Here is a 24,427-nt window from a genome sequence, read left to right on the forward strand (position 1 = left end):
CGCTGCGATCCGGCGAGCTGTCACAGGATCTCGCGAACGGCCTCGACCGGCCGAGCCAGCCGGGTGCCCTTCGGGGTGACCACAAACGGCCGTTCGATGAGCACGGGGTGCTCGGCCATCGCGTCGAGCAGTTGCGCATCGGTCGCGTCGGCGAGGTTCAGCTCCTCGTACAGCCGGTCGCGTTTGCGCACGGCGGTGCGCACCTCGATGCCGGCATCGCCGATCATGCGCACCAACTCGTCCCGCGTCGGTGGTGTCTTCAGATACTGGACGACGGTCGGCTCCAGGCCCTGCTCACGCAGCAATTCCAGGGTCTTGCGCGACGTGCTGCACTTGGGATTGTGGTAGATGACGGCCTCGGGTGTGGTCCCCGCGGTTCCGGCGGCCATCTACGCGTCTCCGTCGAATAGTCCTGTGACTGAGCCGTTTTCGAATACGGCGCGGATGGTGCTGGCCAGCAGCGGAGCGATGGACAAGACCGTGAGCTGCGGAAAGCGCTTGGCCTCGGTAATCGGGAGGGTGTTGGTGACGATCACCTCGCGGGCACCGCATGCGGCCAGCCGCTCGGCGGCGGGGTCAGACAACACACCGTGGGTCGCCGCGATGATCACGTCGCCGGCGCCGTCGTTGCGCAGCAACTGCACCGCACCCGCAATCGTGCCGCCGGTGTCAATCATGTCGTCGATCAGCACGCAGGTCCGGCCGGCGACGTCGCCCACCACGCGGTTGGAGACCACCTGGTTGGGCATTCGCGGGTCGCGGGTCTTGTGGATGAAGGCCAGCGGAACGCCGCCCAGCGCGTCGGCCCATTTCTCGGCGATGCGCACCCGGCCCGAGTCGGGGGAGACCACGACCATGTTGTTGTCGGAGTAGTTGTCCCTGATGTAGCCGGTCAGCAGGTTCTGCCCGCGCATGTGGTCGACGGGTCCGTCGAAGAAGCCCTGGATCTGATCGGTGTGCAGGTCGACGGTCACGATTCGGTCGGCACCGGCGGTCTTGAGTAGATCGGCCATCAGCCGCGCCGAGATCGGTTCGCGGCCGCGGTGCTTCTTGTCCTGCCGGGCATAGGGGTAGAACGGCATGACCGCGGTGATCCGCTTGGCGCTGCCGCGCTTGAGCGCGTCGATCATGATCAGCTGTTCCATCAGCCAGGTGTTCACCGGTGCCGGGCAGGACTGCAGAACAAAGGCGTCACATCCACGCACCGACTCCTGGAAGCGCACGAAGATCTCGCCGTTGGCAAACTCACGCGCGGTCTGCGCGGTCACGTGAACGTCGAGTTCTTTGGCCACCTGTTCGGCCAGCTCCGGATGGGCGCGCCCGCTGAAGAGCATCAGGTTCTTGCGGTTATCGGTCCAGTCGTGGCTCAACGCGCTGTCCTCGCCGTTTCGGGATCAAAAGTGGGATCTGAATGGGAAATTGAACGCCTCATCGTACGTAGCGAAGGGCCTGCACATGTCGCCGGGTAGCCGAGAAGCGAATTCACGGTGTCTGATCGGCGTCGGGCGGCGGTGTGGATTGTTCGGCCGAGGCCTTGCGGGCGGCCTCAGCGGACGGGGTTCCCGGACGCTTCTGCTGCACCCAGTCTTCGATATTGCGCTGCGGCCCGCCGGACACCGCGAGCGCGCCCGGTGGAACATCGTCGCGGATCACGGTGCCGGCCCCGGTGTATGCGCCGTCGCCGACATTCACCGGTGCCACGAACCTGGTGCCGGCCCCGCTGCGCACGTGCGAGCCGATGGTGGCGCGGTTCTTGGTCATGCCGTCGTAGTTGACGAACACGCTGCCCGCACCGATGTTGCTGTCGTCGCCGATGTCGGCGTCGCCGACGTAGGTCAGGTGCGGCACCTTGGTGCCGGCGCCAATGGTCGAGTTCTTGGTCTCCACGAAGGCGCCCAGCTTGCCGCCGGTGCCCAGCACCGTGCCGGGCCGCAAGTAGGTGAAGGGGCCGACCGCGGCCGCTGCGCCGATCGATGACGAGCTGCCGTGGGTGCGTACCACCGAGGCGTTGTCCCCGACGGTGACGTCGGTCAGCGTCGTGTCGGGCCCGATTTCGCAGCGGTCGCCGATCTGGGTATGGCCCAGCAACTGGGTCCCCGGCTGGATAACGGTGTCGCGTCCGATCGCCACGTCCACGTCGATCCAGGTGGTTGCCGGGTCGATCACGGTGACGCCGGCCATCTGGTGGGCGGCCACTATCCGGCGGTTCAGCTCGGCGCCCAGCTGGGCCAGCTGGACCCGATCGTTGACGCCGGCCACCAGCGCGCTGTCGTCGATGTGGCGGGCGCTGACGGTTTGCCCGTCGCGGCGCAGGATGGCGATGACATCGGGCAGGTAGAGCTCCTGCTGGGCGTTGTCCGAGCTCAGCCTGCTCAACGCGGATTGCAGTGCGGTGATTTCGAAGGCGTAGACGCCGGCGTTGACCTCGCGGATTTCGCGCTGTGAGGGCGTCGCATCGGTCTGCTCGACAATGGCCATCACGGCGTTGTCCTGGGTGCGCAGGATGCGGCCGTAGCCGTGCGGGTCGCTCAACGTGGTGGTCAGCACCGTGACGGCGGACGACGTCGCGCTGTGGGTCTCGATCAGGTCGGCCAGCGTTTCGGCGTCCAACAGCGGGGTGTCGCCCGCGGTGACGACCACGATGCCGGAGTAGTCGGCGGGAAGCGCCGACAGGCCGCAGCGCACCGCGTCCCCGGTGCCCAGCGGCCGATCCTGCAACGTCACGTTGATGGTGCGACCGAGGGATTCGGCCAGCTCGTCGACCAGCGGGGAGATACGTTCGTGGCAGTGGCCGAGCACCACCACCAGGTGCTGCGGTGCGAGCTTGGCCATCGCGTGCAGTGAGTGGGACAGCATGCTGCGCCCGGCCAGGGTGTGCAGCACCTTGGGGGTGTCTGATCGCATCCGGGTGCCAGCCCCAGCCGCCAAGACCACGACTGCAGTGTCACCACGAAACGTCATCGACTCTCCTTTATTGGCTTTTTCTCACGCAAGCTAGGGGTCGGCGTGATGACACGCCCTCCAGGGTGTCATTTCACGTGGAGGTGGGCTAGATGGTGCCACCCAAACAAGCTCCGTCGCCAGGACTCGAACCTGAACTATCTGAACCAAAATCAGAGGTGCTGCCGATTACACCACGACGGACTGCCGGTCGACGGCGAGCATTTCGCCCGCTCGCCACTATGAAACTCTAACGGGTGGGTGGGCCGATTCCCGAGCCCGCCATATCCCGCCGACATCGTCGGCGCCCCATCCACGGTGCAATCCGGGCGCCCAGCGTGCGTGTGGGGCGCGAATATCGCCACCGAAGCGCACTGGAGACACAGTCGGCGCCCGGCCCACACGCTGGGCGCCGCGGGCCGGAAAACAGATACCCTGTTGGCGTGGCAGGGCCGGAGAAAATGCCGGAAAAAGAGGCAAAGGCGCCGCGCGCCCGGATGACGGGCAGCGAACGCCGGCATCAGCTGATCGGCATCGCGCGATCGTTGTTCGCCGAACGCGGCTACGACGGGACCTCGATCGAGGAGATCGCCCAGCGTGCCAACGTCTCCAAGCCGGTGGTCTACGAGCATTTTGGCGGCAAAGAGGGCCTGTACGCGGTGGTGGTCGACCGCGAAATGTCGGCCCTGCTGGACGGCATCACCTCGTCGTTGACCAACAACCGATCGCGAGTGCGCGTCGAGCGGGTCGCCCTGGCGTTGCTCACCTATGTCGAAGAACGCACCGACGGCTTTCGCATCATGATCCGCGACTCACCGGCGTCGATCAGCTCCGGAACCTATTCCAGCCTGCTCAACGACGCCGTCAGCCAGGTCAGCTCGATCTTGGCCGGCGACTTCGCCCGCAGGGGTCTGGACTCCGAGCTGGCCCCGCTGTATGCCCAGGCCTTGGTGGGTTCGGTGTCGATGACCGCGCAGTGGTGGCTCGACGCCCGCGAACCCAAAAAGGAAGTCGTCGCCGCGCACCTGGTCAACCTGGTCTGGAATGGGCTGACCCACTTGGAAGCCGATCCGCAGCTGCAAGACGAGTAGTCCGATCCGCCCATCGGCCGCCGGGCTCGATATCGAGAAACGACCGCGCCCTAGAATGGCCGCATCATGACCGCACCGGGGGCTGCTAGCCCAGATACCCCGATCGCGGGGCTCGTCGACTTGGCGCTTACCGCGCCGACTTTCCAGCAACTCATCGCGCGTGCCTCCGATCGCCCTGATGAATTGACGTTGGTCGGCCCGGCCAGCGCGCGCTCCTTCGTCGCCAGCGCACTGGCCCAACAGGGACCGCTGCTCGTGGTCACCGCCACCGGGCGTGAGGCCGACGACGTAACCGCGGAACTGCGGGGAGTCTTCGGCGAAGCCGTGGCGTTGTTCCCGTCCTGGGAGACCCTTCCGCACGAGCGGCTCTCACCCGGTGTCGACACGGTCGGCGCCCGGCTGCTGCTGCTGCGCCGGCTGGCTCATCCCGACGACACCCGGCTGGGCCCGCCGTTGCGCGTGGTGGTGACCGCGGTGCGCTCGCTGTTGCAGCCGATGACGCCGCAACTGGGCCGGCAGGAACCGGTCAGTCTGAGTGTCGGACAAGAAATCGGATTCGATGAAGTCATCGCCCGGCTGGTCGAGCTGGCCTACACCCGGGTCGACATGGTGGGCCGGCGGGGCGAGTTCGCCGTCCGCGGGGGCATTCTGGACCTCTTCGCGCCGACCGCCGAGCACCCGGTGCGGGTCGAATTCTGGGGCGACGAGATCACCGAAATGCGCATGTTCTCGGTCGCCGACCAGCGCTCCATTCCCGAGATCGAGGTCAGCACGCTGGTCGCGGTGGCCTGCCGGGAGCTGCTTCTGACTGAAGACGTACGGGCGCGAGCCGCGGCGCTGGCCGCCCAGCACCCGGCTTCGGAGAACACCGTGACCGGCAGCGTCATCGACATGCTGGCCAAACTGGCCGAGGGCATCCCAACCGATGGGATGGAAGCGCTGCTGCCGGTGTTGCGCCCCGATGACCATGCACTGTTGACCGATCAGCTTGCCGAGGGCACTCCGGTGCTGGTGTGCGACCCGGAGAAGGTGCGCACCCGGGCCGCCGATTTGATCAAGACGGGCCGCGAGTTCCTCGAGGCCTCATGGTCGGTCGCGGCGATGGGAACCGACGCGCCCGTCGACGTCGAAGCCCTGGGTGGGTCCGGCTTTGCCGAGCTGGAGCAGGTGCAGACCGCGGCGAGCAGTTCCGGGCACCCGTGGTGGACGTTGAGCCAGCTGTCCGAGGAATCGGCGACGGAGCTGGAGGTCCGCGCGGCGCCCTCGGCTCGTGGGCACCAGAAGGATATCGACGACATCTTTGCGATGCTGCGCGCGCACGTCTCGACCGGCGGGCACGCGGTGATGGTGGAGCCCGGGACCGGCACCGCCCATCGCATGGTGGAGCGGCTGGCCGAATCCGACATTCCCGCCGCCATGCTGGAACCCGGCGCCGCACCCAAGTTGGGCGTGGTGGGCGTGCTCAAGGGGCCGCTGCGCGACGGCGTCATCGTCCCCGGCGCCAACTTGGTCGTGGTCACCGAGACGAATCTGACCGGCAACCGGGCCACGGCGGTCGAGGGCAAGCGCCTGGCGGCCAAGCGGCGAAACACCGCCGATCCACTGGCCCTGACGGCCGGCGATCTGGTGGTGCACGATCAGCACGGCATCGGCCGGTTCGTGGAGATGGTCGAGCGCACCGTCGGGGGTGCCCGGCGCGAGTACCTGGTGCTCGAATACGCCTCCGCCAAGCGGGGCGGTGGTTCCGACAAGCTGTATGTCCCGATGGATTCGCTGGACCAGTTGTCGCGATATGTCGGTGGGCAGGCGCCAGCACTGAGCCGGCTCGGCGGCAGTGACTGGACCAACACCAAGACCAAGGCGCGCAAGGCGGTGCGGGAAATCGCCGGCGAACTGGTGGCGCTCTACGCCAAGCGGCAGGCCAGCCCCGGGCATGCGTTCGCCCCTGACACACCGTGGCAGGCCGAGATGGAGGACGCGTTCGGTTTCACCGAAACCGTCGACCAGCTCACCGCGATCACCGAGGTCAAGGGCGACATGGAAAAGTCCATCCCGATGGACCGGGTGATCTGCGGTGATGTCGGCTACGGCAAGACCGAAATCGCGGTGCGGGCGGCGTTCAAGGCCGTTCAGGACGGCAAACAGGTTGCCGTGCTGGTGCCCACCACGCTGTTGGCCGACCAGCATCTGCAAACCTTCACCGACCGGATGGCCGGGTTCCCGGTCACGGTCAAGGGTCTGTCCCGCTTCACCGACCCCGCCGAGTCACGCACGGTGATCGAGGGCATGGCCGACGGATCGGTCGACGTGGTGATCGGCACGCACCGGCTGCTGCAGACCGGCGTGCGCTGGAAAGACCTGGGCTTGGTCGTGGTCGACGAGGAACAGCGGTTCGGTGTCGAGCACAAGGAGCACATCAAGTCGTTGCGCAGCCACGTCGACGTCTTGACGATGAGCGCCACCCCCATTCCGCGCACGCTGGAGATGAGCCTGGCCGGTATTCGGGAGATGTCGACCATCCTGACGCCCCCCGAGGAGCGCTACCCGGTGCTGACCTACGTGGGACCCCATGACGACAAGCAGGTCGCCGCGGCGCTGCGGCGCGAGCTGCTGCGCGACGGGCAGGCGTTCTATGTGCACAACCGGGTCAGTTCCATCGACGACACCGCCGCGCGGATTCGCAAACTCGTGCCCGAGGCGCGGGTGGTCGTCGCGCATGGGCAGATGCCCGAGGATCTGCTGGAACGCACCGTCCAGGGATTCTGGCAGCGTGAATTCGACATCTTGGTCTGCACCACGATCGTGGAGACCGGCTTGGACATCTCCAACGCCAACACGCTGATCGTCGAACGGGCCGACACCTTCGGGTTGTCTCAGCTGCACCAGCTGCGCGGCCGAGTGGGCCGTAGCCGTGAGCGCGGTTACGCCTACTTCTTGTACCCGCCGCAGGCGCCGCTGACCGAGACCGCCTACGACCGGTTGGCGACCATCGCGCAAAACAACGAGCTTGGCGCGGGCATGGCGGTCGCGCTCAAGGACCTGGAGATCCGCGGCGCGGGCAACGTGCTCGGCGTCGAGCAGTCGGGGCACGTCGCCGGAGTCGGCTTCGACCTCTATGTGCGGTTGGTGGGCGAGGCCGTCGAGGCGTATCGGGCCGCCGCCGACGGCAAGATGGTGACCACTCCCGAGGAGCCCAAGGGTGTGCGGATCGACCTGCCGGTCGACGCCCACCTGCCACCGGACTACATCGGCAGCGATCGCCTGCGGTTGGAGGCCTACCGGCGGCTCGCCACCGCCACCTCCGACAGTGGCGTCGCGGCCGTGGTGGACGAACTCATCGACCGCTACGGGGCTTTGCCGGAGCCGGCACTGCGGCTGGTCGCGGTGGCGCGGTTGCGGCTGCTGTGCCGGGCCTCGGGCATCACCGACGTGTCGGCGCCGTCTTCGGCGACAGTTCGGCTGGCGCCGATGGATCTACCCGATTCCGCCCAGGTGCGGCTCAAGCGGATGTATCCGGGAGGCCACTACCGGGCTACGACGTCCACCGTGCAGGTACCCATCCCGCGTGACGGTGGCGTCGGTGCGCCGCGCATCCGGGATGTGGAATTGGTGCAGATGGTGGCCAATCTGGTGACGGCATTGGCAGGCAAGCCGCAACAAGATATTGGTAGAACCAGTTTGTCCGAAGACGATGCGGGCGCCACCGCGTCGGGTAAGGAGCGGCAAGCGCGATGATTGTCGTCCTGGTCGACCCCCGCCGTCCGTCGCTGGTGCCTGTCGAAGCCATCGAGCTGCTCGGGGGCACCGTGCAATACACTGAGGAGATGCCGATCGCGGTGCCCTGGTCACTGCCCGACGCGCATCCGGTGCACGTGGGCGAGGAGGCGCCGGTGCTGTTGTCGTCCGACCCGAACCACCCCGCGGTGGTGGCGAGGCTGGCGGCAGGGGCCAGGCTGATCGCGGCGCCGGATCGCCGGCGCGGGGAACGCCTGCTCGATGCCGTGGCGATGATGGACAAACTGCGCACCGACGGGCCGTGGGAAAGTGAGCAGACCCACGACTCGTTGCGGCGCTACCTGCTCGAAGAGACCTACGAGCTGCTCGACGCGGTACACAGTGGCAGCGTCGACCAGTTGCGCGAGGAGCTTGGGGACCTGCTGCTTCAGGTGCTTTTCCATGCCCGCATCGCTGAAGATGCGGCATTGCTTCCGTTCACCATCGATGACGTCGCCGACACGCTGATGCGCAAGCTCGGCAACCGGGCACCGGGAGTACTTGCCGGAGAATCGATTTCGCTGCAAGAGCAGATGGCCCAGTGGGAGGAAGGCAAGGCGGCGGAAAAGGCGTGCAATCCACGCGAGTCGGTATTGGACGACGTTCCCACCGGTCAGCCCGCGTTAGCGTTGGCGCAGAAGGTGATTGCGCGGGTCTGCAATGCCGGCCTGCCGGTGCAGCTGATCCCCGCCGAAATCACCTCGATTGCCGTGTCGGCGGATATCGACGCGGAAAACTGCTTGCGCGCCGCGGTTTTGGACTTCTCGGATAACGTCCGCCGCGCCGAGCGGGCGATTGTGGCCGCCCGGCGCGGCGACGCCGTGGCAGAGGAACTCGACATGGCGCCGGTCGGGACGATCACCGAGCAGGAGTGGCTGGTGCACTGGCCGTCTGGCAGCGCGGGGGCCGATGTGGCGCCGGAGCCCGTGGTCGACGAAGAACCGCCGCAAGAACCAGCAGAGCCCGAAGAACAAGTCGAGGCGCCTGCCGAAGGCGAGACCCCCAAAGAATCCCGGGAATCCCGCGGCGGCAGCAAGAAGCGGAAGGGCAGGCGCTAGGACGAGTCGTCCGCGCACTAGCGGGGACTTCGGAGGCGCTTGAGCCGGTTCTCGCCAACTTTGCGGGGACTCAGAGCCGCTCCATATAGAGCCACCTTTATGAGGTTTGCTGAAATAGCTTTTTTCCAGATAGAAGGTAAAAATTTCGCTTGCTGGCCTGATCGTCGGCTAACCAATTCCCGTACCAGGATGCACTCCTGGCCGTGTGCTGGATGAGAACTGCGACGGGGTAACTCTCAAACCCATGGGACGATGATTTAGGTCGTAGCGGCCGCCAAGTCGGAACGTGAGCGCGCGGACGGCGAAGTGGCCCAACGGACGCGTAGAGCGCCAGCAGTAGCCAAAGGGAGGATTGTGTCGCCAAGACGTTGGTTGCGCGCGGCCGCCGTTATTGGCGCGACCGCGATGCTCTTGGCGTCAAGTTGCACCTGGCAGCTCAGCTTGTTCATCCCCGAAGGGGTGCCGCCGCCACCGGGTGATCCGGTGCCGCCGGTGGACACCTACGCCAGCGGTCGGCCCGCCGATCAGCTGTGGGAATGGGCCGAGCAACGCGCCCCGGCGCTGGAGATGCCGGTGATTGCGCTGGAGGCCTACGCCTACGCCGCTCGGGTTGCGGAGGTCGAGAACCCGAAGTGCCATATCGCGTGGACCACGCTGGCGGGCATCGGGCAGGTGGAAAGTCACAACGGCACCTATCGGGGCGCGACCATAGCGCCCAATGGGGACGTGCGGCCTCCCATTCGCGGCGTGCGCCTGGACGGAACCGGCGGCACCCTGCGCATCGTCGATAGCGAGCGTGCCAACCTCGACGGTGACGACGGCGTGGAGCGTGCGATGGGGCCGATGCAGTTCATCTCCGAAACCTGGCGGCTCTACGGGGTGGATGCCAACAATGACGGCATCGTCAGTCCGGACAACATCGACGACGCCGCGCTTTCGGCGGCCGGGTATTTATGCTGGCGCGGTAAAGATCTCGCGACTGCGCGGGGATGGATCACCGCTTTGCGCGCCTACAACAACTCCGGCGTCTACGCTCGGGCGGTGCGCGACTGGGTGACCGCTTACGCGGCGGGCCACCCGCTGTAGAAAGATGGAACGCTGACCCAGGCTTTACGCTAAAGGCTGCCGGGGACCTCAACGAACGCCAGGACACAAAGGAGAACCCAGTGCCGATAATCGAGCAGGTCGGGGCCCGCGAGATCCTCGATTCCCGCGGCAACCCGACCGTCGAGGTCGAGGTGGCTCTGATCGACGGAACCTTTGCCCGGGCCGCGGTGCCGTCGGGCGCGTCGACCGGTGAGCATGAGGCCGTCGAACTGCGCGACGGTGGCGATCGCTACGGCGGCAAGGGCGTCAAGAAGGCAGTGGAAGCCGTGCTCGATGAGATCGGCCCGGCGGTCATCGGACTCAACGCCGACGACCAGCGCTTGGTCGATCAGGCCCTGGTTGATCTCGATGGCACGCCTGACAAGTCCCGGTTGGGGGGCAACTCGATCCTCGGCGTCTCGCTGGCGGTGGCCAAGGCGGCTTCGGAATCGGCCGAACTGCCGCTGTTCCGCTACATCGGCGGGCCCAACGCCCACATCCTTCCGGTGCCGATGATGAACATCCTCAACGGCGGCGCACACGCGGACACGGGCGTGGACATTCAGGAGTTCATGGTGGCCCCGATCGGTGCGCCCAGCTTCAGTGAGGCATTGCGCTGGGGCGCGGAGGTGTACCACGCGCTCAAGGCGGTGCTCAAGAAGGCCGGGCTGTCCACCGGTTTGGGCGACGAGGGTGGTTTTGCTCCCGATGTGGCCAGCACCACCGCGGCACTCGATCTGATCAGCCAGGCCATCGAGGCGGCGGGTTTCAAGCCCGGTGTGGACGTGGCTTTGGCGCTCGACGCGGCCGCCAACGAATTCCACGCCGACGGCAGCTACACCTTCGAGGGCACGCCCCGCACCGCCGCGCAGATGACGGAGTTCTACGCCGGGCTGCTCGGCTCCTATCCGGTGGTCTCCATCGAAGATCCGCTCTACGAGAACGATTGGGACGGGTGGGCCGCACTGACGGCCGAGATCGGTGACCGGGTACAGATCGTCGGCGACGACGTGTTCGTCACCAATCCCGAGCGGCTCGAAGAGGGCATCGACCGGGGCGTGGCCAATGCGCTGCTGGTCAAGGTGAATCAGATCGGGACGCTGACCGAGACGCTCGACGCGGTCGCGCTGGCACACCACAGCGGCTACCGCACGATGATCAGCCACCGCAGCGGTGAGACGGAGGACACCATCATTGCCGACCTGGCGGTGGCCGTCGGCAGCGGCCAGATCAAGACGGGCGCACCCGCCCGCAGCGAGCGTGTGGCCAAGTACAACCAGCTGCTTCGGATCGAAGAGGCTCTCGGTGACGCGGCTCGCTACGCCGGCGATCTGGCCTTCCCCCGATTCGTTGCGGACCCGAAATAGGCCGACGGCCGACGGAAACGTGGCTGAAGCTTCATGGCCGACGCGAAACGTCCCGATCCGAAGCGCCGATCCCCGGCATCGCGCCCGGGTAAAGCCGGCGAGTCGGCGCGCGGGCGTCGCACCACTTCGGTGTCCAGGCCCACACAAGCGGCCAACACCGGGCCGGCCGCCAGTCGCAACACCGCCCGAACGCTGCGTGAACATGTCGTCGAACCCATCAAGCGCTCATTCACCGAATCGGTGGAGCAGCGATCCGACCAACGTTTGGGTTTCACCGCCCGGCGTGCGGCCGTGCTGGCCGCGGTCGTCTGCGTGTTGACCCTGACCATCGCCGGGCCGGTTCGGACCTACTTCGCCCAGCGCACCGAAATGGAGCAATTGTCCGCAACCGAAGCGGCGCTGCGCCGCCAGATCGCCGATCTCGAGCAGCGCAAGGGCCAACTGGCCGACCCGGCCTACATTGCGGCGCAGGCCCGTGAGCGCCTTGGCTTTGTGATGCCGGGGGACATTCCATTTCAGGTCCAGCTGCCGCCCGGGGCGGTGGTGGCCCCGCAACCGGGCACCGATGCCGCCATGCCCACGAAGGGTGACCCTTGGTATACGTCGCTTTGGCACACCATTGCCGACGCGCAGCACCTTCCGCCCGCCGCCGCTGAACCTCCCGCCCCGGAGCCCGAACCTGAGCCCGGACTGCCCGCACCCGTACCGCCCGAGCCGACGGCCCCCGGTGGTTGATCCCGCGGACCTGGAGGCGGTGGCGCGTCAGCTCGGCCGCGAGCCGCGTGGGGTGCTGGAGATCGCCTACCGATGCCCCAACGGCGAACCCGGCGTGGTCAAGACCGCGCCCAGACTGCCCGACGGCACACCGTTTCCCACGCTCTACTACCTGACGCATCCGGAGCTCACGGCGGCCGCCAGCAGGCTCGAGACCACCGGTCTGATGCGCGAGATGACCGAGCGGCTGGGCGACGATCCCGAACTGGCCGCGGCGTATCGGCGGGCGCACGAGTCCTATCTGGCCGAGCGTGACGCGATCGATCCACTGGGAACCAAGGTTTCGGCTGGCGGCATGCCCGATCGGGTCAAGTGCCTGCATGTGTTGATCGCGCATTCGTTGGCCAAGGGGCCCGGGGTTAACCCGTTTGGCGATGAGGCGGTGGCGTTGCTGGCCGCCGAGCCGGGCGCGGCGGCGAACCTGGTGGCGGGACAGTGGCTTTGAAGGGGACGATGGGGACGTGATGAGCCGGGTCGCCGCGATCGACTGCGGTACCAATTCGATTCGGTTGCTCATCGCCGACGCCGGCGGTGGGCAGCTCAATGACGTGCACCGAGAAACGCGGATAGTCAGGTTGGGCCAGGGTGTCGACGCGACCGGTCAGTTTGCGCCGGAAGCGATTGCCCGGACCCGGGCCGCGTTGACTGATTGCGCGGCCCTGCTGAAGGTGCACGGCGTCGAACGGGTACGGATGGTCGCCACGTCGGCCACCCGCGACGCCGCCAACCGGGACAGCTTCTTTGCCATGACCGCCGAGGTGCTCGGTGCGGTGCTGCCCGGCGCGATCGCCGAGGTGATCACCGGGGCCGAAGAGGCGGAGCTGTCGTTTTCCGGCGCGGTCGGCGAACTGGACAGCGCCGGAGCGCCTTTCGTGGTCGTCGATCTCGGCGGCGGATCCGCCGAGATCGTGCTCGGCAAGGCGGGCAACGAAGTCACCGCGAGTTACTCGGCCAACATCGGCTGTGTTCGGCTGACCGAACGCTGCCTGCACTCCGATCCGCCGACGCCCGATGAGGTGGCCGCCGCCCGCCTGGTGGTGCGCGAAGAGCTGGAACCCGCGTTGCGTGCGGTCCCCGTCGAGGAGGCTCGGACTTGGGTCGGCCTGGCCGGAACGATGACCACGTTGTCCGCCCTGGCCCACAACATGACTACCTATGATGCTGCGGCCATTCATCTTTCGCGAGTCGCCGGCGCTGATCTGCACGCGGTGTGTGACCGGCTGATAGCGATGACGCGCGAGCAGCGTGCCGCACTCCCACCGATGCATGAGGGCCGGATCGACGTGATCGGCGGCGGCGCGATCGTGGTCGAAGAACTGGCTCGCGAGTTGCGCAGCCGCGCCGGCATCGACGAGCTGACCGTCAGCGAGCACGACATCCTGGACGGCATCGCCCTGGCGCTCTGCGACTAGGTCACATCTGCCACACCGGTCCCGGCGGGCGAGTGGCACTCTTTTGCCCGCCTCGCAGCGACAAGCTCGGTTGATGTCATACCCGCGTGCGACCGTTCGGCAATGAGCTACCTACTTGCCGGCATCGAGCTTCGATACGTGCTGACTATGCAGTTGTCCCAACACGGGCCAGCGACCATCGCCGAAATGATCGACGCGCTGGACTGGCACCACTTTTCGGTCCGCGGCAGGGCATCCAAGGCGCTGTCAGATGCGTTGCGCTGGGAAATCGGACGCGGCAGGGTGCGCCGACTCGGACGCGGTCGCTATGGACCGGCCGAAATTCCGCGGGGGACCGAACACCGGATCCACCGGCGGGTGCTGGCTTTGCGCGCGGCAGCCAGGCTGTCGCTGTGAGGCGGGCAAAAATTGTGTTGCCTCAAGCGGTGACTCTTGTGGCAGAAGTGGCGTACGCCTGCAGGCGGTAGCCACGTCGGCTCCGGTTATTTCTTTGGCGGGCTTGCGTATTCACCGTGCTTGGCCGTACGCAAACCCAATGTCACGAGTGACTGCACCAGCACCGTGGCGGCGCTGACCCCGTCCACCACGGGAACGCCGATCTCCTCGGAGATCGAGTGGCATATGTCGGCCATTCCCGCGCAGCCCAGCACGATGCTGTCGGAGCGATCCACCTTGATGGCGGTGCGACACGCGTCGGTGACGATCGCGCGCGCCCGTGAGTCCGTCTCGAGGTCGAGCACCGGGATTTCGCAGGCGTGGACGCCCAGGCAGAACCGGTCCATGCCGTAGCGTTCGGCGAGCTCCGCGGCGCGTCCCGTGGTGCGAGCCAGGGTGGTGACCACCGAGAATCCCCGGCCGAGATGGCTGGCGGTATGCATGGCCGCTTCGGCGATCCCAATCACAGGCCCCCGAGCCAGCTCCCGAGCGGCGTCGAGGCCGGGGTCGCCGAAGCAGGCGATCACGTAGCCGTCAGCTCCCGAATGCTCACCTTGCTCGATGGCCTGCAGTAGGCCGGGGACGCTCATGGCCTCGTCGTAGTGACTTTCAATCGACGGCGGACCAATCGGGGAGGTCACCGCCGTGATTTCGGTGCCGGGGCCGGCCACCGCCCGCGCGCAGCGGCCGATCGCGGTGGTCATTGATTCGGTGGTGTTCGGGTTGATCACCCAGATACGGAGCACAGCCAATCTTGCACCAAGGCACCGGATAGGGGTGATGCGCATCCCGGACCTATCGGGGCGAGCCGCCCTAGCTGTGCGTTCAGTAGTCGCTCGGCTGCCTCGGCCGGCCGGGGGCGGATGCATTGAGCGGCGCGTCGATCAGCGGCAGCCTGATCCGGAATACGGTTTGGCCAGCGGCGGATTCGGCGGTCACCGAGCCGTCATGAGCTTTCACGATCGAATTGACGATGGCCAGGCCCAATCCGTGGCCCGGCGCGCTGGATCGCGACTTGCTGGAACGGACAAATCGCTCGAACAAATGAGGCAAGACCTCGGGGTCGATGTCGGGGCCGTCGTTGCTGACCGTCAGCTCGGTGTAGGGACCGTTGGGGTCGTCGGGGTAGTTGGTGATCCCGGTCTTCACCGTGACGCCGGGCGGCGTGTGCACCCAGGCATTGGTGAGCAGGTTGCTGACCAGCTGGTGCAGACGGGCGTGGTCACCGTTGACCCACACCGGTTCGTCGGGCAGGTCCTTGATCCAACGGTGGGTGGGCGCTGCCACGGCGGCGTCGTTCACGGCGTTCATCACCAGGTCGGTCAAGTCGAGGTGTTCGGTCTCCAGGTCCTCGCCTTCACCCAGGCGTGACAGCAGCAACAATTCGTCAACCAGGGAGGCCATCCGCCGCGCTTCTGACTCGATGCGGGCGAGCGCGTATTCGGTAGTCGGCGGTAGGTCCGAGCTGTCCTGGCGGGTGAGTTCGGCATACCCCTGAATGGCCGCAAGCGGGGTGCGCAGCTCATGGCTGGCGTCGGTGATGAATTGCCGCATCCGCAGATCGGAAGCCACCCGATGTTGCAGCGCGCTGTCGACGTTGTCCAGCAACCGGTTCAGCGTGTGCCCCACGATGCCGACTTCGTTGTCGGGGTCGGTGTCCTCGGGGCGAACCCGCACGCTGATCTGGTGGTCGTCGCCGGCGAGTGGCATCGCGGCGACGGTCGCGGCGGTTGCGGCGACCCGCCGCAGCGGGCGCAGGGTAATACCGACCACCCACACGGTCAGGGCCGCCGTGATCACCAGTGCGGTCGCGACAAGCACGCTGGTCGTGATTTGTTTTCGGGTGATGATGCGGTCCGCGATGCTCAGCGAAACCCCGACGATCAGGCGGTCGGATCCGGCGGCGCGGCTGTCGACTTGATAGGAACCCAGGCTGCCCAGCGTTTCGACACGTGACGGTTCGTCGGTCCAGTGTTGGGTCTCGATGGCGTGGATGACATCCGGTGGTGCCGGGCGGGGCGCGTCTTCGGAAAAGACCGCCGAACCGATGACGACACCATCGCGCATCACCGCGATGAGGTTCCCGGGCGTCTGGCCGGTGAACTCGAGCAGGGCTTGGGACACCGGGGGAGTGCCGGTGTGGATCGAGGTGTGTTCGCCGTTGCGGTAGCGGGCATAGGCGTGGCTGAACGCATGCATGGACTCGACGACTTCGGCGTCGTTCATCGCGGTCACGTAGCCGCGTAGGCTGAGCACCGAGACCCCGCCCACCGCGACCAGCACGATCGTCACCACGGCCAGCACGCCAAGCAGCAGCTGCCAGCGCAACGAACGAGGAAGCCAGCGAGGGGTGTTCCGGTGGCCCGTCATTTCGGGCTCATTCCGCTGGTCGTAGCATGTATCCAATCCCGCGGACCGTGTGAATCATCGGCTCTCGGTCCCCGTCGATTTTCTTTCTCAAGTACGAGATGTAGAGGTCGACGATGCTGGTGCGCCCGGCGAAGTCGTAGTTCCAGACCCGGTCGAGGATCTCGGTGCGGCTCAGCGCGCGGCGCGGGTTGCGCATCAGGAATCGAAGTAGCTCGAACTCGGTCGAGGAAAGCGAGATCGGGGTGCCGCCGCGAGTGACTTCCCGGCTGGCTGCGTCGAGCTTGAGGTCACCAACCTTCAGGGACTCGTCGGCGGGCGGCGCCAGATGACTGGAGCGGCGCAACAGTCCGCGCAGCCGCGCCACCAGCTCTTCGAGGCTGAACGGCTTGGTCATGTAGTCGTCGGCGCCGGCCGTCAGTCCGGTGACACGGTCCATCACCGAATCGCGTGCCGTGAGGAACAGCGTGGGTGTGTATGCGTCGGAGTCGCGCACCCGCTGCAGGATCTGCAGGCCGTCGACGTCGGGCAGCATGATGTCGAGGACCAACACGTCAGGACTGATCTTGTCGAACTTGGATATGGCCTCGCGCCCGTTGTGGGCGATCTCGACGTCCCAGCCTTCGTAGTGCAGGGCCATTTTGACCAGATTGGTCAGCGCAGGTTCGTCGTCGACAAGGAGCACCCGAATGGGTGATCCGTCGGCACGGTGAATTCGGGGCAGCTGCCCCAAAATCGCCTGCCGTGGACGTTGAGTGCGCGTGGATCCGGTCATTGCTTTCAATGGTCCTACACACCTCCCGGCGCATATGCAGTCGTCAGGGACCTCATATCAACCTCAAATGTAACCGTGAAGTGCGGCCCCGGCTATGACCGCTTGTTGCTGGGTGCTGTGGTCTGACCGCGCACGATTGAGTTGTTTTGGTCCGCAAGCGATTAGGGGGCAGAGGTCGCTGCCCCGCTATTGGTGCACAGCACGGACCGGCGCAAAGCGCAGTGGCCGCGCACCTTGCGGTGCGCGGCCACTGTTGTCCTGCTCTTGTATCAGGCCCAGCTGGAGCCGACGGCGCTGTCGGTCTGCGCCATGTTGTTGCCGGCGGCCTGAACCTTCTGGCCGTGCGAGTTGGCCTGCTCGTAGATCACCTGGAAGTTGCGACCCAACTGGGTGATGAACTCCTGGCAAGCCACCGAACCGGCGCCACCCCAGAAGTCACCGGCGGCCAGCACATCGCGAACGATGGCCTGGTGCTCGGCCTCCAAGGAGGCGGCCTGCGCGCGGATGAGCGCGCCGTGGGCGTCGACATCGCCGAACTGGTAATTGATGGTCATTGGTTTTGTCCTCCTGAGTCGAAAGTGTCGGGCCGGTACTAGCTGCTGAGGATCTGCTGGGAGGCCTGCTCTTGCTGCTCGTAGTTGTTCGCGTCGCGAACGAGCCCGTCGCGCACCCCGTGCAGCATGTTGACGATGTTGCGGAAAGCGGTGTTCATCTGGCCCATGGTGTCCAGCGAGGTTGCCGAAGCCATACCGCTCCAGCCCGCGCCGGCGATGTTCTGCGAGGACGCCCACATCTTGCGGGCCTCGTCCTCAACCGTCTGGGCGTGCATTTCGAAACGGCCCGCCATGTCCCGCATCGCGTGCGGGTCGGTCATAAAGCGTGTGGCCATGATTCCTGTCTCCTTATGTTGAAGTCCGCATTTGTATGATTTCTAGCACCTGGACAGTTTCGGTGGTAGCCGAATCGCGGATAGATTACGACCCGCCGGTTAATTGCTGGCCTCAAACGAGTGACATGTTCCCCCTTTTTTCCGGCGTCACACGACGACCTGTTTGGGCATGACGATCGGCTTGAAGCCGTAACGCGGTCCCGCATACGCACCGGCGCCCTTGGCGGCTGCGGCCATGCCCGGCACCCCGGCCACTCCGGAAACCGGGGCAGCTTCCTCGGGAACCGTCCAGCCGCTTCCGCCCAGCGCACCGGTGGTCGCAGCTGTCTCCGGAAGGGCACTCGACCAGCTGGTGGGTACGGCCAGCTTGCCGACCAGGGTCGCCTCGCCCAAAGCCGCGCCAACGCCGGTGGGCGTCACCGTGTTCGCCAGCCCTGCGGTGGCGGCAGCCGCACCTTCGGCAGCCTCGATGGCGCCTTCGGCAGCAATTACCGGTGCACCGGTATCGAGAGCGTTTGCCAGGAAAATCGCGGTGGGAATAGTGGCCGTGGTGTACCAAGCCGCGGTGTTAACCGCACCGTTAATGACGTTGGCGACAAACGGAATGCCAAGGAAGTCCTCGATGTCCTGAATGATTCCGCCCAGTCCCGTCGCGTCGATAGCCGACGTTATCGGCGAAGCGAGTCCCATGATGGTGTTGGGTAGGTTGCTCAGCAGGCTGGTGATGCCGTCGGTTGCCGCGGCGGATGCGGCGGCCTGACTAACCGCCGCCGACTGTGCGGCGAGCCCGCCCGGGTTGGTGGTCTGCTGCGGTGTACTCAGCGGCTGCAGGGATCCCGAGGTCGAGGAAGCGGCCGCGTAGCCGTACATCGCCCCGGCGTCCTGCGCCCACATCTCGGCGTAGAGCGCCTCGGTTGCCATGATCGCCGGGGTGTTGATGCCCAGGAAGTTCGTCGCAACCAGTGCCGCCAGCAGCGATCGGTTGGCGGCGACCACCGGCGGCGGCACCGTCATCGCGAACGCTGCCTCGTAGGCGGCCGCCGATGCCGCGGCTTGCGCCCCGGCGTGCATCGCCGCTTCCGAGGTGTAGGTCAACCACGCCAGATACGGCTGAGCGGCGGCGATCATCGCCATCGACGCCGGGCCCATCCAAGACTCGGTGGTCAATCGGGTGATCACCGATTCGTAGGAGGCGGCCGTTGTGCCCAACTCGACGGCTAGGCCATTCCATGCGGCGGAGGCGGCCATCATGGGGCCTGCCCCGGCACCGGCGTACATGCGTGCGGAGTTGATTTCAGGAGGTAAGGCGCCAAAATCCATTGCTGTATCCCTCTTTTAGTGAAAGTTGTGGCGTTTTATCGATGTGGGAGACGTGTTGCCCAATGGCGCCTAGACCGCGGCCGGCTTTGGGATGACGATTGGCTTGACGCCGTAGCGTGGCGCACCAAATCCGGCGCTGTTGCGTGCGGCCGAACCCAACCCGGCCGGCACGCCCATGAACGTTCCCGGGGCGGCCGTCGGCGCGGCGGCTGTCCAGCCGGCGCCGGCCAGCGGGGTCGTGCTCGATACCAAGGTGGCCGATCCGGCCCAGGTCGGGGGCACCGAGAGCATGCCGACCGCGGATGCCCCGCCAATGCCAGCGGCGATGGGCGCACCCAGGGCGGCCTCGGCTCCTCCGAGCTCACTGAGCGCACCCAGCCCGGCTTCTGCTCCCAGGCTGACGTCGGCTTCGGCGGCTTCCTCGGCGGGAAGCAGACCGCCACCCGCCAGACCGATCAGAGTGGATGAGGCCGAGGCCCAGTTCCCAACGCCGATGTTGGTGAGGTTGCCGATGTTGCTCGACCAGGAGTCGGGAATTATCGAGCCGGTGTTTTGGATGAAGCCGCTGATTCCCGAGGTAATGCCGTCCAGAGGTGAAGCGGCCGCTGCGGAGTTGAGGTTTTCGGTTGCGCCGTACGTCCCGGCGCTGGCCCCCAGGGTGTTCACGAACATGTCGTGCATGGCCTGTGCATCCGCGCTGACCTGCTGGTAGTAGGTGCCATACGCGGTGAAGAGTGCGGCCTGCAGTGCCGATACTTCATCGAGGGCGGCCGGAGCGATTACGGTGGTCGGAGCTGCCGCGGCGGCATTTTGCGCCGACATAGAGCTACCGATGGTCCCCAGCTGCGCGGCCGCGGCCGTCAACTCTTCAGGCACTGTTTTAAGGAATGACATCCAATGCTCCTTGCTTATGAGCTCCCCGCCCCTGGCCACCCGAACTGAATCTGTGGGTAGGCATAAGGGCCCCTGTGTGTTGGCGTAACGCTAGCCACCCACGTGTCCACATTCGCGATTGAATGACGTAGGGTGATAGCTCGTTTACGGCTTTTTAACGAAGGCGCCGACAGTTTTTACAAGCTCTTGTCGGCCGACATAGTCGTGTCATCTGGCCTCAGACGGGCGACACAGTAGTCTGGCGCGCGGCGCGCGGATGTTACGCGCATCACGGCTGGGACGCACGTCGGTGTTGGGGGCGATTTCCACAGGGGGGGCGTCTCGAGCCCGGCGGGTACGCGATAGATTCGCCGGCGGGCCCCCATAGCCCAATTGGCAGAGGCAGCGGACTTAAAATCCGTCAAGTGTCGGTTCGAGTCCGACTGGGGGCACAGGCCCGTATGGCCAGTGGCGGCCATTTTTGCGATTGACACTGCGTTGATCAGGATTGCGGCTCGCCTAGGCGCAACGCTGCCTGCCCTTACCCGCTAGCGATGGCTCCGATCGGGCAAATATCCGCAGGTCGGTGGGCGTTGCGTCTACTGTCCCGCTATGGAACGCGTTTGGCAGTGGGCCTGGGATCGGTGCGGGGCAAGATATTCGTGGGCGATTTGTGTAGTCACGTTCGCCGTGGCGCTGCCGGTTTATCTTTTGCTGTCTTTTTGGGTCGTCGCCTTCGAGAACTCGGGTCACTACATTGAGGCGGCGGTGGTCACCGTTGCCGTCGTATCGCTCGGATTGTGGGTGATCTTTCTTCCCAGCGTCGTGCGGCGCCGCCTCCCAGAGAAGTGGGCCGCCGATCATGACGTCGATCGGCTCAGCGCATTGGAAGCGACCTATGTGTACGGCCGGGGTGCGGTGGTCCGGGGGCTGGGCAGCAATGTTGTCTTGGGAGCATTCAACCTGGTCGCTGTCGGCGCCGTCGCCGGAGCAAGTGGGTGGCGGCTGGTTCAGTACGGGATCGTGGGCGCCGCCACCGGGATTGGAATCCAGCTGATCGCTATTCACAGTTTCGTTGAGGCGGCGCTGCGCCCCGTCCGGGTGGCGATCATCGGGGATACGGCGATCGGCGACTCGCTGCCTCGTTCTCGCCCCACTTTCGCGGCGTGGTCGAACCTGTCCGTGTTTGGAGTCGCGTTCAATTTCGCCATTGTGGGCGCCATGTTGGCGGGTCTGATCAGCCAGGCGCATACGGTGCCGCTCGTTTCTCTGGTGATCGGTGCCGGTATGGCGGTTGTCTTTGGAGTGCCGGTCATCGTTGCTCCGTCGTTCTCGCCGTCGATGCAGCCGATTAGGGATCTTGCCGCCGGGACCGAACGTGTCGGGGCCGGTGACTACAGCCGGCGCCTCCCGGTGGTTCAAGACGATGACCTCGGCGCGCTGGCCGCGTCGTTCAACCACATGCAGGCCGGTTTGGTTGAGCGGCAACGACTTCAGGCAGCATTCGGGACGTATGTCGATCCCGGTCTGGCGGCGCGGCTACTGGAGCAAGGCGACGATGTCTTCACCGGTGAGCGCCGCCAGGTCACCGTGATGTTCGTCGATGTGCGTGACTTCACCCTGTTCGCCGAAGCCCACACCGCCGAGGACACCGTCTCGCGCCTCAACGAGTTGTTCGAGATCGTGCCCCCCAACGTCGTGGACGCTGGGGGGCACGTCAACAAGTTCCTCGGTGACGGGGCGGTGGCCGTCTTTGGCGCCCCCAACGACCTTGCGGACCACGCCGATGCCGCTGTCGCCGCCGCTGTTCTGATTCACCGCCGTGTCGTTGAGCGATTCGGCGAGGAGTTTCGCATCGGCATCGGAATCAATACCGGGGTTGTGATCGCCGGAACCATCGGCGGCGGCGGCAAACTCGAGTTCACCCTCATCGGTGACACCGTCAACGTCGCAGCTCGGGTCGAGCAACTGACCAAGGCCACCGGTGACGCGATCCTTCTCACCCAGCAGTGCGTCGATGCGCAGGGGTCACGCCCCGCTGGACTCATCGACCGTGGACTGCATGTGCTGAAAGGAAAATCGGCCGCCATCCAGGTGTTCGGCCTTCACCAAGAGAGCGACATGCGGGCTGACCTCACCCACTAAGCAGCGGGCATATCAGGGTCTGTCGCCTCACCATCGAGGTCCGCCAATTCCGTTACTACAGAACGTATTATCGGCCACGTCGATACGGAAAGCGGATGTGTGCACAAGTCTCCGTAACTCGCACAATCGCACCAACGCTTACGCGCAGGAGCGGTTTGATGTTGCCGCCGGGGCCGACTGACTGCCGATGCCGCGGGGGGTGAGTAGTTCGTCCAGCCCGTACTGGCTCACCAGATCGATTTGCTCCGGCGCGGCTTCGGGCGATGAGCGCCGCTCGGACCGGGGGGCCTGTCCGAGGTAGAGCTCCGTGGCGGCCTTGGCCTGAAACATTCCGATGACGGCCTCGTTGTGTCGGTCCGTGCCGAACTGTGTCAACGCGGTGGTGAGCTTGGCGTCGACGTAATCCAGCGTGTACTCGATCTGGTGCAGCGCTCTCGTCTCCTCGCGGGCATTTTCGCGCTGCGCCTGGGACTTGCGACGATCGGCCAGGAACCGCATGGTGGTGGCGCCGATCGCGGCCGACAGCATCGGGATGAACACCACTATGGACGCCACGCCGAGCGAGCCCTTGAAGGTCAGCGCGGCGACGATGCTCGATGCCAACAACACCGAGAGCAGCGTGAGCAGCAGCGTGGTGGGAGATGCTGCGGCCACCCGATCTCCGGCTCGGCGCACGACTGGGCTGAGCTTGGCCGACACCGTCGCCGCCTGCTGGGCCAGGGTGTGGCCCCACTGTTGTTTCGGGCGCGATGTCGCCGGTGTTGCCGCTGGCGCATCGGCCGCGGGCACCGACTCGGGGCGCGCTTCGTCAGCGGGTGGCGGGGTCTCGGAGGGTTGGGCCATGGGGCCATTGTGGCCTGAGTGGTCTGTGATTCGGGGGAGGTGATCCGGCCCGTCCAGATCTTCTTCCAGCCCCGTCCTGTTGAGCGAACACCACCAGCGCGAAGCTACGGCAGGCTGTCGCAGTGTGAACGCGACGCCAAGTCGGGCAGGGGTGGGTTCGCGCTTTCAGTGTCCGGCCAGAACGTTCTTCACCACCGCGATGGCGGTCGCGAGAATGAGCACCACCAGTCCGTAGACGGTTGCCCGGAGGCGGCCCGCGCCGCCGCGGCGCGCTACCGCGTAGCCGCTGACCGCGATTAACCCGGACAGGCCGAACTCGGCGGCGTGGTACTCCAGATGAGCTGGCAACACGAGGATGGTGACCGACGCCAGGGCGGCGACCACGGCGGCGCCGACCAATTGTGCGCCGGCCGCCTCGATGTCGCGAGCCTGGACTTTGCCGGCCCCGATGAGGCGCGCCGAGATTTTGAAGGCGAAGAAGTGGGCGGCAGCCAGCCCGATGGTGATGCCCCAGATGAGACCGATCAGGTGGTGGCGGGCGGCCTCGGGCAGCGCCAACAGCGCGGCAAGCAGGCAGACGGCCACATACAGGGCCATCGTGTAGCTCTCCTTGCGCAGTTCGGCGGCGTCCTCGCCGCTTTTCGCCCTCGCGGAAGCACCTTCGGCCATGTTGCTCATCGTGACACAACGGCCGACGGTGGTCTGCGCCGAAACAGCCCGGCCCGATGCCCGTCGATCCGCGGGGGCGATACCCGAGGCGGGCAGCGCCAAGCACCCTCTTTCGACGATGACGACACCGCGCATTCCTTTTACCGAATCGAATGGTGCGGGACAGGAGCGGTGAAATCGCGAACGGCCTAGCGGAAATATCGGAGATTCCTACCGAACGTGCCACTTGAGGAGTACATCTTTTTACTACGCGATGTCTACCTGACGCGCGATTTGGTGCCGTGCTTGGAGTGGCTGGCGGTGTGCGAAGTGTTGTCTAACGCGGGCGTGGTTCAGTTTCGGGTGCTGGCAATTACGTGTGTAATGGGGCTTCTCTTCGCGCCAGCAGTAAACGCCGAACCGGGCGTTGCGCCGATCCCGCGACAACCAAGCTCATCGTGTGACCCGAACTACTCCGGTGCCTGCGTCCCGATCGCCAGTGATGTCGACTGCGCTGGCGGTAGCGGAAATGGTCCGGCCTATGTGGAGGGCCCGGTAATTGTCATCGGACGCGACATCTACGGCCTTGATCGAGACGGCAATGGAATTGGGTGCGAATAAAGCCCGTGA

Annotated in this window: 23 protein-coding genes and 2 tRNA genes; 12 read left to right on the forward strand and 13 right to left on the reverse strand. The window is 65.9% G+C overall.

Annotated features, from left to right (window positions below; all coding sequences use genetic code 11):
• Window positions 1-20: 20 nt before the first annotated feature.
• The 4 genes from arsC to SHTP_RS04885 all read right to left on the reverse strand — a co-directional run bounded on the left by arsC (window position 21) and on the right by SHTP_RS04885 (window position 3,144).
• The gene (arsC, locus tag SHTP_RS04870; protein WP_020729728.1) at window positions 21-389 is read right to left on the reverse strand and encodes an arsenate reductase (glutaredoxin); all 369 of its coding nucleotides are present in this window, start codon (window positions 387-389) and stop codon (window positions 21-23) included.
• A complete protein-coding gene (locus SHTP_RS04875) occupies window positions 390-1,370 on the reverse strand; it encodes a ribose-phosphate diphosphokinase (protein WP_096369945.1) in 981 nt (326 codons plus the stop codon).
• Window positions 1,371-1,482: 112 nt separating this feature from the next.
• Window positions 1,483-2,961: a bifunctional UDP-N-acetylglucosamine diphosphorylase/glucosamine-1-phosphate N-acetyltransferase GlmU gene (gene glmU / locus SHTP_RS04880; protein ID WP_020786173.1), complete on the reverse strand. Its 1,479-nt coding sequence runs from the start codon at window positions 2,959-2,961 to the stop codon at window positions 1,483-1,485.
• Between the two features lie 111 nt (window positions 2,962-3,072).
• Window positions 3,073-3,144, reverse strand: a tRNA-Gln gene (locus tag SHTP_RS04885).
• Window positions 3,145-3,437: 293 nt separating this feature from the next.
• Between SHTP_RS04885 and SHTP_RS04890 the strand changes: the two genes are divergently transcribed.
• From SHTP_RS04890 to SHTP_RS04930, 9 genes are all read left to right on the forward strand, one after another.
• Window positions 3,438-4,031 (forward strand): TetR/AcrR family transcriptional regulator, encoded by a 594-nt coding sequence (locus tag SHTP_RS04890; RefSeq protein WP_011742173.1) that lies wholly within the window; start codon window positions 3,438-3,440, stop codon window positions 4,029-4,031.
• A gap of 66 nt (window positions 4,032-4,097) precedes the next feature.
• Window positions 4,098-7,766 carry a transcription-repair coupling factor gene (gene mfd / locus SHTP_RS04895; protein WP_096369946.1) on the forward strand — a complete coding sequence of 1,223 codons (3,669 nt, stop codon included), beginning with the start codon at window positions 4,098-4,100 and terminating at the stop codon, window positions 7,764-7,766.
• Window positions 7,763-8,863 (forward strand): nucleoside triphosphate pyrophosphohydrolase, encoded by a 1,101-nt coding sequence (locus tag SHTP_RS04900; RefSeq protein WP_096369947.1) that lies wholly within the window; start codon window positions 7,763-7,765, stop codon window positions 8,861-8,863. The genes mfd and SHTP_RS04900 overlap by 4 nt, the downstream gene beginning before the upstream one ends.
• Before the next feature lie 354 nt (window positions 8,864-9,217).
• Window positions 9,218-9,949, forward strand: a complete 732-nt coding sequence (locus tag SHTP_RS04905; protein WP_096369948.1) for a lytic transglycosylase domain-containing protein — start codon at window positions 9,218-9,220, stop codon at window positions 9,947-9,949.
• An 80-nt stretch (window positions 9,950-10,029) separates the two neighbouring features.
• Window positions 10,030-11,316 (forward strand): phosphopyruvate hydratase, encoded by a 1,287-nt coding sequence (gene eno, locus SHTP_RS04910; RefSeq protein ID WP_011742169.1) that lies wholly within the window; start codon window positions 10,030-10,032, stop codon window positions 11,314-11,316.
• 33 nt (window positions 11,317-11,349) lie between these two features.
• Window positions 11,350-12,051, forward strand: a complete 702-nt coding sequence (locus SHTP_RS04915; RefSeq protein ID WP_096369950.1) for an FtsB family cell division protein — start codon at window positions 11,350-11,352, stop codon at window positions 12,049-12,051.
• The gene (locus tag SHTP_RS04920) at window positions 12,044-12,535 is read left to right on the forward strand and encodes a DUF501 domain-containing protein (protein ID WP_011742167.1); all 492 of its coding nucleotides are present in this window, start codon (window positions 12,044-12,046) and stop codon (window positions 12,533-12,535) included. The genes SHTP_RS04915 and SHTP_RS04920 overlap by 8 nt, the downstream gene beginning before the upstream one ends.
• 19 nt (window positions 12,536-12,554) lie before the next feature.
• Window positions 12,555-13,502, forward strand: a complete 948-nt coding sequence (locus SHTP_RS04925; RefSeq protein ID WP_096369951.1) for a Ppx/GppA phosphatase family protein — start codon at window positions 12,555-12,557, stop codon at window positions 13,500-13,502.
• 102 nt (window positions 13,503-13,604) lie between these two features.
• Window positions 13,605-13,898: a hypothetical protein gene (locus SHTP_RS04930; protein WP_011742165.1), complete on the forward strand. Its 294-nt coding sequence runs from the start codon at window positions 13,605-13,607 to the stop codon at window positions 13,896-13,898.
• Between the two features lie 86 nt (window positions 13,899-13,984).
• On the opposite strand, the gene SHTP_RS04935 is transcribed toward SHTP_RS04930, so the two are convergent.
• The 7 genes from SHTP_RS04935 to SHTP_RS04965 all read right to left on the reverse strand — a co-directional run bounded on the left by SHTP_RS04935 (window position 13,985) and on the right by SHTP_RS04965 (window position 20,182).
• Window positions 13,985-14,683 (reverse strand): aspartate/glutamate racemase family protein, encoded by a 699-nt coding sequence (locus tag SHTP_RS04935; RefSeq protein ID WP_041299584.1) that lies wholly within the window; start codon window positions 14,681-14,683, stop codon window positions 13,985-13,987.
• Window positions 14,684-14,762: 79 nt separating this feature from the next.
• A complete protein-coding gene (locus tag SHTP_RS04940; RefSeq protein WP_036426315.1) occupies window positions 14,763-16,307 on the reverse strand; it encodes a sensor histidine kinase in 1,545 nt (514 codons plus the stop codon).
• Window positions 16,308-16,314: 7 nt separating this feature from the next.
• Complete coding sequence (locus tag SHTP_RS04945) at window positions 16,315-17,079, reverse strand: response regulator transcription factor (RefSeq protein WP_420866647.1); 765 nt, start codon at window positions 17,077-17,079, stop codon at window positions 16,315-16,317.
• 269 nt (window positions 17,080-17,348) lie between these two features.
• On the reverse strand, window positions 17,349-17,633 hold the full coding sequence (locus tag SHTP_RS04950) for a WXG100 family type VII secretion target (protein WP_011740938.1): 285 nt from the start codon (window positions 17,631-17,633) through the stop codon (window positions 17,349-17,351).
• A gap of 38 nt (window positions 17,634-17,671) precedes the next feature.
• Window positions 17,672-17,968, reverse strand: coding sequence for a type VII secretion system effector EsxM (esxM, locus tag SHTP_RS04955; protein WP_011742160.1), 297 nt, complete (start codon window positions 17,966-17,968; stop codon window positions 17,672-17,674).
• Window positions 17,969-18,115: 147 nt separating this feature from the next.
• Window positions 18,116-19,288 (reverse strand): PPE family protein, encoded by a 1,173-nt coding sequence (locus SHTP_RS04960; protein ID WP_020726391.1) that lies wholly within the window; start codon window positions 19,286-19,288, stop codon window positions 18,116-18,118.
• A 69-nt stretch (window positions 19,289-19,357) separates the two neighbouring features.
• Window positions 19,358-20,182, reverse strand: a complete 825-nt coding sequence (locus SHTP_RS04965) for a PPE family protein, SVP subgroup (protein ID WP_096369953.1) — start codon at window positions 20,180-20,182, stop codon at window positions 19,358-19,360.
• Between the two features lie 357 nt (window positions 20,183-20,539).
• Here SHTP_RS04965 and SHTP_RS04970 point away from each other — a divergent pair.
• Window positions 20,540-20,613 (forward strand) — tRNA-Leu (locus SHTP_RS04970).
• A 160-nt stretch (window positions 20,614-20,773) separates the two neighbouring features.
• Complete coding sequence (locus SHTP_RS04975) at window positions 20,774-22,306, forward strand: adenylate/guanylate cyclase domain-containing protein (protein ID WP_096369954.1); 1,533 nt, start codon at window positions 20,774-20,776, stop codon at window positions 22,304-22,306.
• Between the two features lie 138 nt (window positions 22,307-22,444).
• Here SHTP_RS04975 and SHTP_RS04980 read toward each other — a convergent pair whose 3' ends face one another.
• Both SHTP_RS04980 and SHTP_RS04985 read right to left on the reverse strand, forming a co-directional pair.
• A complete protein-coding gene (locus SHTP_RS04980) occupies window positions 22,445-23,149 on the reverse strand; it encodes a hypothetical protein (RefSeq protein WP_096369955.1) in 705 nt (234 codons plus the stop codon).
• Window positions 23,150-23,314: 165 nt separating this feature from the next.
• Complete coding sequence (locus SHTP_RS04985; RefSeq protein ID WP_096369956.1) at window positions 23,315-23,953, reverse strand: hypothetical protein; 639 nt, start codon at window positions 23,951-23,953, stop codon at window positions 23,315-23,317.
• Window positions 23,954-24,037: 84 nt separating this feature from the next.
• Between SHTP_RS04985 and SHTP_RS28475 the strand changes: the two genes are divergently transcribed.
• Complete coding sequence (locus tag SHTP_RS28475; RefSeq protein ID WP_015356953.1) at window positions 24,038-24,418, forward strand: hypothetical protein; 381 nt, start codon at window positions 24,038-24,040, stop codon at window positions 24,416-24,418.
• The last annotated feature ends 9 nt before the right edge of the window (window positions 24,419-24,427 follow it).

The sequence above is a fragment of the Mycobacterium ulcerans subsp. shinshuense genome, from assembly GCF_002355775.1.
Lineage (GTDB): Bacteria > Actinomycetota > Actinomycetes > Mycobacteriales > Mycobacteriaceae > Mycobacterium > Mycobacterium marinum.